This is a genomic window from Marilutibacter maris, from assembly GCF_006546735.2.
Classification (GTDB): domain Bacteria; phylum Pseudomonadota; class Gammaproteobacteria; order Xanthomonadales; family Xanthomonadaceae; genus Marilutibacter; species Marilutibacter maris.
Window position 1 is genome coordinate 1 of sequence record NZ_VICD02000283.1, and the last position, 8,028, is coordinate 8,028.

5 protein-coding genes and 1 riboswitch are annotated in these 8,028 nt (G+C 68.2%); of the genes, 1 reads left to right on the forward strand and 4 read right to left on the reverse strand.

The genetic code is table 11. From position 1 onward, the window contains the following. Positions 1–117: 117 nt before the first annotated feature. Positions 118–1,119: a type I glyceraldehyde-3-phosphate dehydrogenase gene (gene gap / locus FKV24_RS16150; protein WP_141483100.1), complete on the forward strand. Its 1,002-nt coding sequence runs from the start codon at positions 118–120 to the stop codon at positions 1,117–1,119. Between the two features lie 41 nt (positions 1,120–1,160). Here gap and FKV24_RS16155 read toward each other — a convergent pair whose 3' ends face one another. The 4 genes from FKV24_RS16155 to FKV24_RS16170 form a co-directional block, all read right to left on the reverse strand. After that, positions 1,161–2,867: a diguanylate cyclase gene (locus tag FKV24_RS16155; protein WP_141483101.1), complete on the reverse strand. Its 1,707-nt coding sequence runs from the start codon at positions 2,865–2,867 to the stop codon at positions 1,161–1,163. A gap of 146 nt (positions 2,868–3,013) precedes the next feature. Beyond that, positions 3,014–3,454, reverse strand: a complete 441-nt coding sequence (locus FKV24_RS16160) for an acyl-CoA thioesterase (RefSeq protein ID WP_141483102.1) — start codon at positions 3,452–3,454, stop codon at positions 3,014–3,016. 243 nt (positions 3,455–3,697) lie between these two features. Continuing rightward, positions 3,698–4,711 (reverse strand): ribonucleotide-diphosphate reductase subunit beta, encoded by a 1,014-nt coding sequence (locus tag FKV24_RS16165; protein ID WP_141483103.1) that lies wholly within the window; start codon positions 4,709–4,711, stop codon positions 3,698–3,700. Continuing rightward, the gene (locus tag FKV24_RS16170; protein WP_249041058.1) at positions 4,708–7,044 is read right to left on the reverse strand and encodes a ribonucleoside-diphosphate reductase subunit alpha; all 2,337 of its coding nucleotides are present in this window, start codon (positions 7,042–7,044) and stop codon (positions 4,708–4,710) included. The genes FKV24_RS16165 and FKV24_RS16170 overlap by 4 nt, the downstream gene beginning before the upstream one ends. A 403-nt stretch (positions 7,045–7,447) precedes the next feature. Then, positions 7,448–7,752, reverse strand: a riboswitch (cobalamin riboswitch). Positions 7,753–8,028: the final 276 nt, after the last annotated feature.

Here is an 8,028-nt window from a genome sequence, read left to right on the forward strand (position 1 = left end):
CCGGGCGCCCCACTGGGCGGGCCTGCCAGGGCGGGCCTGTTGGAGCGCGCCTGCTAGAATATGCGCCCCCGTCCACCCATCCGCCGCGCGCCGACGCGGCCGTAGGAGCACCCAGCAATGACCATCAAGGTAGGCATCAACGGCTTTGGCCGCATCGGACGCAATGTGCTGCGTTCGGCCGTGCAGAACTTCGCCGGCGAGATCGAGATCGTCGCGATCAACGACCTGCTCGAGCCCGACTACCTGGCCTACATGCTGAGCTACGACTCCGTGCACGGCCGCTTCCAGGGCGAGGTCTCGGTCGAGGGCAGCGACCTGATCGTCAACGGCAGGAAGATCCGCCTGAGCGCCGAGCGCGACCCGTCCAACCTGAAGTGGGACGAGGTCGGCGCCGACGTCGTCATCGAGTCGACCGGCCTGTTCCTGACCAAGGAAACCGCGCAGAAGCATCTCGACGCGGGCGCGAAGAAGGTGATCATGTCGGCGCCGTCCAAGGACGATACGCCGATGTTCGTCTACGGCGTCAACCACGCGACCTACAAGGGCGAGGCGATCATCTCCAACGCTTCGTGCACGACCAACTGCCTGGCGCCGCTGGCCAAGGTGCTGAACGACAAGTGGGGCATCAAGCGCGGCCTGATGACCACCGTGCATGCCGCCACCGCGACCCAGAAGACCGTCGACGGCCCGTCCAACAAGGACTGGCGCGGCGGCCGCGGCATCCTCGAGAACATCATCCCGTCCTCGACCGGCGCGGCCAAGGCGGTCGGCGTGGTGATCCCCGAGCTCAACAAGAAGCTCACCGGCATGTCGTTCCGCATTCCGACCTCGGACGTGTCGGTGGTCGATTTGACCGTCGAGCTCGACAAGGACGCCAGCTACGCCGAGATCTGCGCCGAGATGAAGGCGCAGTCCGAGGGCGCGCTGAAGGGCATCCTCGGCTACACCGAGGACAAGGTCGTGGCGACCGACTTCCGCGGCGATGCCCGCACCTCGATCTTCGACGCCGAAGCCGGCATCGCGCTCGACGGCACCTTCGTCAAGCTGGTCAGCTGGTACGACAACGAGTGGGGCTATTCCAACAAGTGCCTGGAAATGGTCAAGGTGATCGCGGGCTGATCCACCGCACCTGATCGCACCGCGGGCGCGGCCCGGTCGGACTAGAGTCCGGCCCGGTCGCGCCCGTTGCGTTTGGCGCGGTACAGCGCCTCGTCGGCCTGCGACAGCAGCCGGTCCATGAACTGCGGCGACGGTTGGATGGCGACGCCGACGCTGATCGTCACCACCCCGTCGATGCCGTCGGCATGCGGGATCGCGGTGTCGCGCACGGTCGCGCACAGCCGCTGCGCGACCTCGATCGCGACCTCCTCGTCGGCGTCGCGCAGCAGGACCGCGAACTCCTCGCCGCCGACCCGGGCCAACACGTCCCCGGGGCCGCGCAGCAGGCTCAGCATGACCCCGACCACCCGCTTGAGCACGGTGTCGCCGGCCGGGTGGCCGTAGCGGTCGTTGTAGGCCTTGAAATAGTCGACGTCGACGATCAGCGCGCCCATCGGGGTGTCGTCGTACTCCGGCTGCTCGACCAGCTCGTTGACCGCGCGACGGAAGCCGCGCACGTTCAGCGCTCCGGTCAGCGCGTCGATGCTGGCGATCCGCTCCAGTTCCTCGACCGCGCTGCGCAGGTCGGCGGTGCGTTCGGCGATTTCCTGGTCGCGCTCTTCGACCACCTTCTGCAGCGACCCGGCCAGTCTGCGTTGTTCGTCAAGCACCGCGTTGAGTTCGCCATAGGCCTGGCTCAGGCGTTCGGACAGGTCGCCGACCGCAGCGGCGACGGGTCGCAGTTCCATCGGCATGCGGCGGGTGGTTTCGGGATCGACCGGGGCGCCGACCGCGAAGTTGCGCAGGGCGTCGAGCAATCGGCCGGTGCCTTTGGCCAGTCCACGCAACTGCGCCCAGGTCGCGGCCAGCACGCCGAGGATGATCAGGATCAGCAGGGCGAGCAGGGCGATGGTGCTGCGGCCGATCGTTTCCATCAGCCGCCGGTCCGGCGCGAGCAGGACCAGGGTCCAGCCGCTGCGCATCCGCGAGCGCGAGACGAAGGCGTTGCCGTCGCCGAGGATGCCGTGCTCGAAGCGGGTCTGGGCCATGTGCAGCGGCACGTCGCCGGACAGGGTCAGCCGGGAGTCGGTCACGGTGTCGAGAAAGCCGTGCGGCACGCCCTCGGTGGCGTGGATCACCCGGTTGCGCCGGTCCAGCAGCAGCATTTCGTAGCCGCGCGAGCGGAACGCCTCGCCGCGCTGATTGACGAAGGTCTCGACGTGGATCGAGGCTTCGACGATGCCGCCGAAGCCGTCGGCACCGACGATCGGCGCGGACACCGCGACCAGGGGGTCGTCGCCCAGCGCCCGGCCCCGGAACGCGTTGGAGACGTACGGGCGCAGGTGGCGTTCGGGATTCCGGAAGTAGTCGCGATCGGCGACGCTGGGCAGGTCGTCGTCGGGCGTGGCCACCGCCCGGGTCGGTGCGTAGGCGGTGATGCGCCCGTCGGCATCGGTCACCACCGCGCTGATCAGCCCGGGGTAGGCATCGAGCAGTCGCTCCAGGTCATCGGTCCAGCCCGCGTCGCCCGGCGCCCGGGCCTGCGCGAGCAGGGCGACGCCGGCAAGACGGCTGTGGACGAAGTCGTCGATCGAGGACGCGGTCAGGCTGGCCGACAGGCCGGTGCGCTCGCCCAGCGAGACGTGCTCGGCGCGGTACTGCTGCCACAGCAGCACGCCACTGAACAGCATCGCCGGTACCAGCGCAGCGAACAGCAGCAGTTGCGTGAACCGCCGGCGCAGGGACCACGATTGTCCGGTAGAAACCAAGGCTGCGGACGCACTCGGAATGTCGATGACGTAACGCTACCGTGCGGGCCTGGGCCGGGCAATTACCGGCGTCGCGGTGCTTCCCTCGCGCCTGCGCGATCGACGGGGCATTGTGACGGGGGTCGCGGATTGCCCGGCCGGGGTCGCTACGCCGGGTTCGCCCCGGGTCCGGGGGCCGGCGCCGGATCGTCCAGCGGTCTGATCGGCGTCGGCTGCCCATGCGAGTCCAGCGCGACCATGGTGAAGCCGCCGCGGGTCGCCAGGCGGTGGTCGCCGGTCAGCAGGTCCTCGGTATGCATCTCGACCTCGACCTGCATCGAACTGCGGCCGGTGGCGGTGATGCGCGCGAGCAGTTCGACCAGGGCGCCCTGCGGCACCGCGACGTGGAAGTCGATCCGTTCCGAACGCGCGGTGACGACAGTGCGGCGGGCGTAGCGCGAGGCGACGATGAACGCGGCCTTGTCCATCCACGCCAAGGCCTGGCCGCCGAACAGGGTGCCGAGATGATTGGTGTGGTCGGGAAACACGATCTCGACCATGCGCGCTTCGACCGGGCGCGCGCTGTCGCTGGAAAGAACATTGGGCATGAGGCGTCTCGTCCTGCCGCGGGCGGGCAGGGCTCTGGGGCGGGGTTTGGGGGTGTCGTGGGGAAGGCGCGCTCGCGCGCAGTGGCGGCGTCCGTGCCGCCGGATTACCGCTTTGGACATGGGCAGACATCCGCCCGCCCCGCATCCCTGCCCGGCGTCCGTGCCGATGCTTCCGTGCCGGCGATGGTTCCGTCCATCGCGTGAGCGCTTCCTGGCAAAGAAAGGCCGCCAGTGCCGCTGCGCTCAGAAGGCGGCGTCGAACGCCACCTCGCCACTGACGCCGACCTGGTATGCGGACACGCGCCGTTCGAAGAAGTTGGTGACCTCCTGGACGTCCTGCAGGTCCATGAAGCCGAACGGATTGCTGGCGCCGAACCGCTTCGGCAGCCCGAGCTGCCCCAGTCGCTGGTCGGCGCAGTACTCCAGGTACTGGCGCATGTCCTTGAGCGACAGGCCGACCACGCCGCCCGACAGCACGTCCTGGGCGAACTGCATCTCGCAGTCCACCGCCTCCTCCAGCATGGTAACCACGCGCTGTTTCAGTTCTTCGTCGAACAGCCCGGGCTCTTCCTTGCGCACCGTATCGATGACCTCGAATGCGAACGCCATGTGACAGCTTTCGTCGCGGAACACCCAGTTGGTGCCCGAGGCCAGGCCGTGCAGCAGGCCGCGCGAGCGCAGGTAGTAGACGTAGGCGAAGGCGGCGAAAAAGAACAGGCCCTCGATGCAGCAGGCGAAGCAGATCAGGTTGAGCAGGAATTCGCGGCGCTGCTCGACCGTCTCGATCCGATGCAGGCCCTGGATCGAGTCCATCCACTTGAAGCAGAACTCGGCCTTGGCGCGGATCGAGGGGATGTTCTCGACCGCGGCGAAGGCCTTGGCCCGCGCCTCCGGGTCCGGCAGGTAGGTGTCGAGCAGGGTCAGGTAGAACTGCACGTGCAGTGCTTCCTCGTACAGCTGGCGCGACAGGTACATGCGCGCCTCGGGCGCGTTGATGTGCTGGTACAGGTTCAGCACCAGGTTGTTGGCGACGATCGAGTCGCCGGTGGCGAAGAAGGCCACCAGGCGTTCGATCAGGTGCCGTTCGGCCGGCCCGAACTTGTTGCGCAGGTCGTTCACGTCCAGCGAGAAATCGACTTCCTCGACCGTCCACGTGTTGCGGATCGCGTCGCGGTACATCTCGTAGAAGCGCGGGTAGCGCATCGGCCTGAGGGTGAGGTCGAAGCCCGGATCGAGAAGGTGGTTGTCGGTGCTCATTGGCAGGCCTCGCAGGATTCGGGATTCTCGAGCGAGCAGGCGATCGCGGCGGCCGGAGCGACCGCGCTCACCGTCGACTTGGCGATCCGGGTCGCCGGGCGCGAGCGCAGGTAGTAGGTGGTCTTCAAGCCCTTCTTCCACGCGTACATGTACATCGACGACAGCTGGCCGATGTTCGGGCTCTCGATGAACAGGTTCAGCGACTGGCTCTGGTCGATGAAGGCGCCGCGGTCGGCGGCCATGTCGATCAGCGAACGCATCGGCAGTTCCCAGGCGGTGCGGTAGACCTGCCGCAGCGATTCGGGGATCGCCTCGACGCCCTGGATCGAGCCCTCGGCCATCTTGATCCGGTCGCGCAGCTCCGGGGTCCACTGGCCGAGCTGCTTGAGCTCCTCGACCAGGTAGCGGTTGACCACGATGAAGTCGCCCGACAGGGTCTCGCGCTTGAACAGGTTGGATACCTGCGGCTCGATGCACTCGTAGCAGCCGGCGATCGAGGCGATGGTCGCGGTCGGCGCGATCGCGATCATCAGCGAGTTGCGCAGACCGCCCTCGGCGATGCGCGCGCGCAGCGCGTCCCAGCCCAGCGTATCGGAGGGTTCCACGCCCCAGGCATCGAACTGCAGCTCGCCGCGCGAGGCTCGGGTGTCCTCGAAGCCGGGGTGGCGGCCGCGCTCCATCGCCAGCTCGTTGGAGGCCGACAGCGCGTGGAAATAGATGTGCTCGGCGATCTGCCGCGACAGCGCGCGCGCCGGTTCGGAGTCGAACGGCAGCCGCAGTTTGAAGAACACGTCCTGCAGGCCCATCGTGCCCAGCCCGACCGGGCGCCACTTCAGATTGGCGCGGCGGGCGGTCTCGATCGGATAGAAGTTCAGGTCGATCACCCGGTCGAGCTGGCGAATCGCCAGGCGTACGGTCTCGCCGAGCCGCTCGAAGTCGAAGCGTCCGGCCTGGCCGTGTACCGGACCCTCCTCGAAGAGTTCGACGTGGTGCGACAGGTTGATCGACCCCAGGTTGCAGACCGCGGTCTCGTCCTGCGAGGTGACCTCGAGGATCTCGGTGCACAGGTTCGACAAGTGCACCACGTTGCCCTCGCGCAGGGTCTGGTTGCAGGCGCGGTTGGACTTGTCCTTGAAGTTCATCCAGCCGTTGCCGGTCTGCGCCAGGGTACGCATCATCCGCGCGTACAGCTCACGCGCCCTGACCGTCTTCCTCGCCAGTCCGGCCGCCTCGGCGGCGCGATAGGCGGTGTCGAAGGCCTCGCCCCACAGGTCGGTCAGCTGCGGCACCCGGGCCGGGTCGAACAGCGACCATTCGCCGTCGGCCTCGACCCGGCGCATGAACTCGTCGGGGATCCAGTTGGCGAGGTTGAGGTTGTGGGTGCGACGGGCCTCGTCGCCGGTGTTGTCGCGCAGCTCCAGGAACTCCTCGACATCGGCGTGCCAGGGCTCCAGGTAGACGCAGGCCGCGCCCTTGCGCTTGCCGCCCTGGTTGACCGCCGCGACCGAGGCGTCGAGCGTCTTCAGCCAGGGCACGATGCCGTTGCTCAGGCCATTGGTGCTGCGGATCAGCGAGCCGTGCGAGCGGATACGGGTGTAGCTCAGGCCGATGCCGCCGCTGAACTTGCTCAGCTTGGCCACGTCCATGTAGCGCTTGTAGATGCTCTCCAGCGAGTCCTCCGGCGAGTCGAGCAGGAAGCAGCTCGACAGCTGTTCGTGGGTGGTGCCGGCGTTGAACAGGGTCGGCGACGACGGCACGTAGTCCAGCTGCGCCATCCGCCGGTACAGCGCCAGTGCGTCGCCCACGTCCTCGCTGAGCGCGCAGGCGATGCGCAGGAAGAACTGCTGCGGGGTCTCGATCACCGTGCGCGCGGTCGGATGGCGCAGCAGGTAGCGGTCGTACAGCGTGCGCAGTCCGAAGTAGTCGAAGCGGTGGCTCAGCGTGTTGTCGATCGCATCGTTGAGCTTGCGCGCATTGGCCTGCACGAAGCCGAGCAGGCGGTCGTTGATCACGCCCAGCTCGTGGCCGCGCTGGACCGACTGCGAGAACGCGTTGATGTCGATCGCGGCGACCTCCTTCTCGATCACTCCGGCCAGCAGGCGGGCGGCGAGGCGGCCGTACTCGGGTTCCTCGGCGGTCAGCAGGGCGGCGGTGCGGATCGACAGCTCATCCAGTTCGCGCGTGGTTGCGCCGTCGTAGAGCCCGGAGATGGTGCGGGTCGCGACCCGCATCGGGTCGATCGAATACAGGTCCTCGCTGCAGCGGGTCACCGCGCGCACGATCTTGTTGAGATCGACCGGTTCGCGACCGCCGTTGCGCTTGGTCACGGTCATGGTCAGGTTCGCGGCCGGCGGGGTCAGCGCGAAGCCGTCGCCGCCACGGGGGGCGGCGGGCGGGGAGGCAGGCGCTGCGGGGGCGGCGGCGTCGGCCGTTGCGGTGGGGCGGTCGGTGGTGGGAGCGACGGACATCGCGGTACTCCTGTGCAGGCGCACGGGTCGCCACCCTTCCCTCGAGGGCGACGCACGGTGGCACGGTGGATGGCGCCCGCGACAGGGGATGGCGCCGATCCAGCCGTGCCCCCGCGGGCGCGGAATCTGCAGGATGGAGACGGGGTGTCGCAGCGCCCGAGACGGACGCGCGCCGGCGGAGGATCCGGCGTTCGCGGCAGCCAGGCGGCCACCGCCACGACACCGACCGTCTCCCCCCGGAGACTCCCTGGCCGGTCACCGCGCGGTGTGCTTCGCGCGGCTGTCGGCAGGTCTTCGGGCTCTGGACGGGAGCGGGAAGTGAGCGCGGAGGAGTCAGTAGTCAGAGAAAGGCGACAGGCCTTTTCTCGCTTCTCACTTCTCGTTCCTCATTCCCGGCTCGGCCTACCGCCTGCCGCTTCCCGGGGCCGGGCCCCAGTGCCATGGCAGGTTTCGTTTCCACTACCGCTGCGGGGCAGCGCCGGCCTTGGCGCGCCTGCTGGCGACACCGCACCGGACTTCCCTTTTAAGCCGTCGTCCGATTGGGGCGACAGCACCGACGGGCACAACATAATGGGGGCGCGTGGTTCCGTCAATCCGATATCTTGTGATTTGCATGAAGTCCGTCGATGGCGTGCGGGTGCAGCCGCGGGGGGCCGTCTGGTGTAGCCTCGCCTGCAGCTGAATGCGAGGCGGAATCAATGGAAGGTCTGCTTGTACTGCTGGGGCTGGCCGTACTTTCGGTGCCGGTGCTACTGATAGTGGCGTTGGTGATGATCGGAGGCTTGCGCTCCCGGGTCAGTGCGCTGGAGGGCGAACTGGCTCGCTTGCGGACGTCCGCCCGCGGCGAAG

Coding starts and splice junctions, on each gene's coding strand:
- gap (WP_141483100.1), top strand. CDS start 118: ATGACCATCAAGGTAGGCATCAACGGCTTTGGCCGCATCGGACGCAAT.
- FKV24_RS16160 (WP_141483102.1), bottom strand. CDS start 3,454: ATGCCCAATGTTCTTTCCAGCGACAGCGCGCGCCCGGTCGAAGCGCGC.
- FKV24_RS16165 (WP_141483103.1), bottom strand. CDS start 4,711: ATGAGCACCGACAACCACCTTCTCGATCCGGGCTTCGACCTCACCCTC.
- FKV24_RS16170 (WP_249041058.1), bottom strand. CDS start 7,044: ATGACCGTGACCAAGCGCAACGGCGGTCGCGAACCGGTCGATCTCAAC.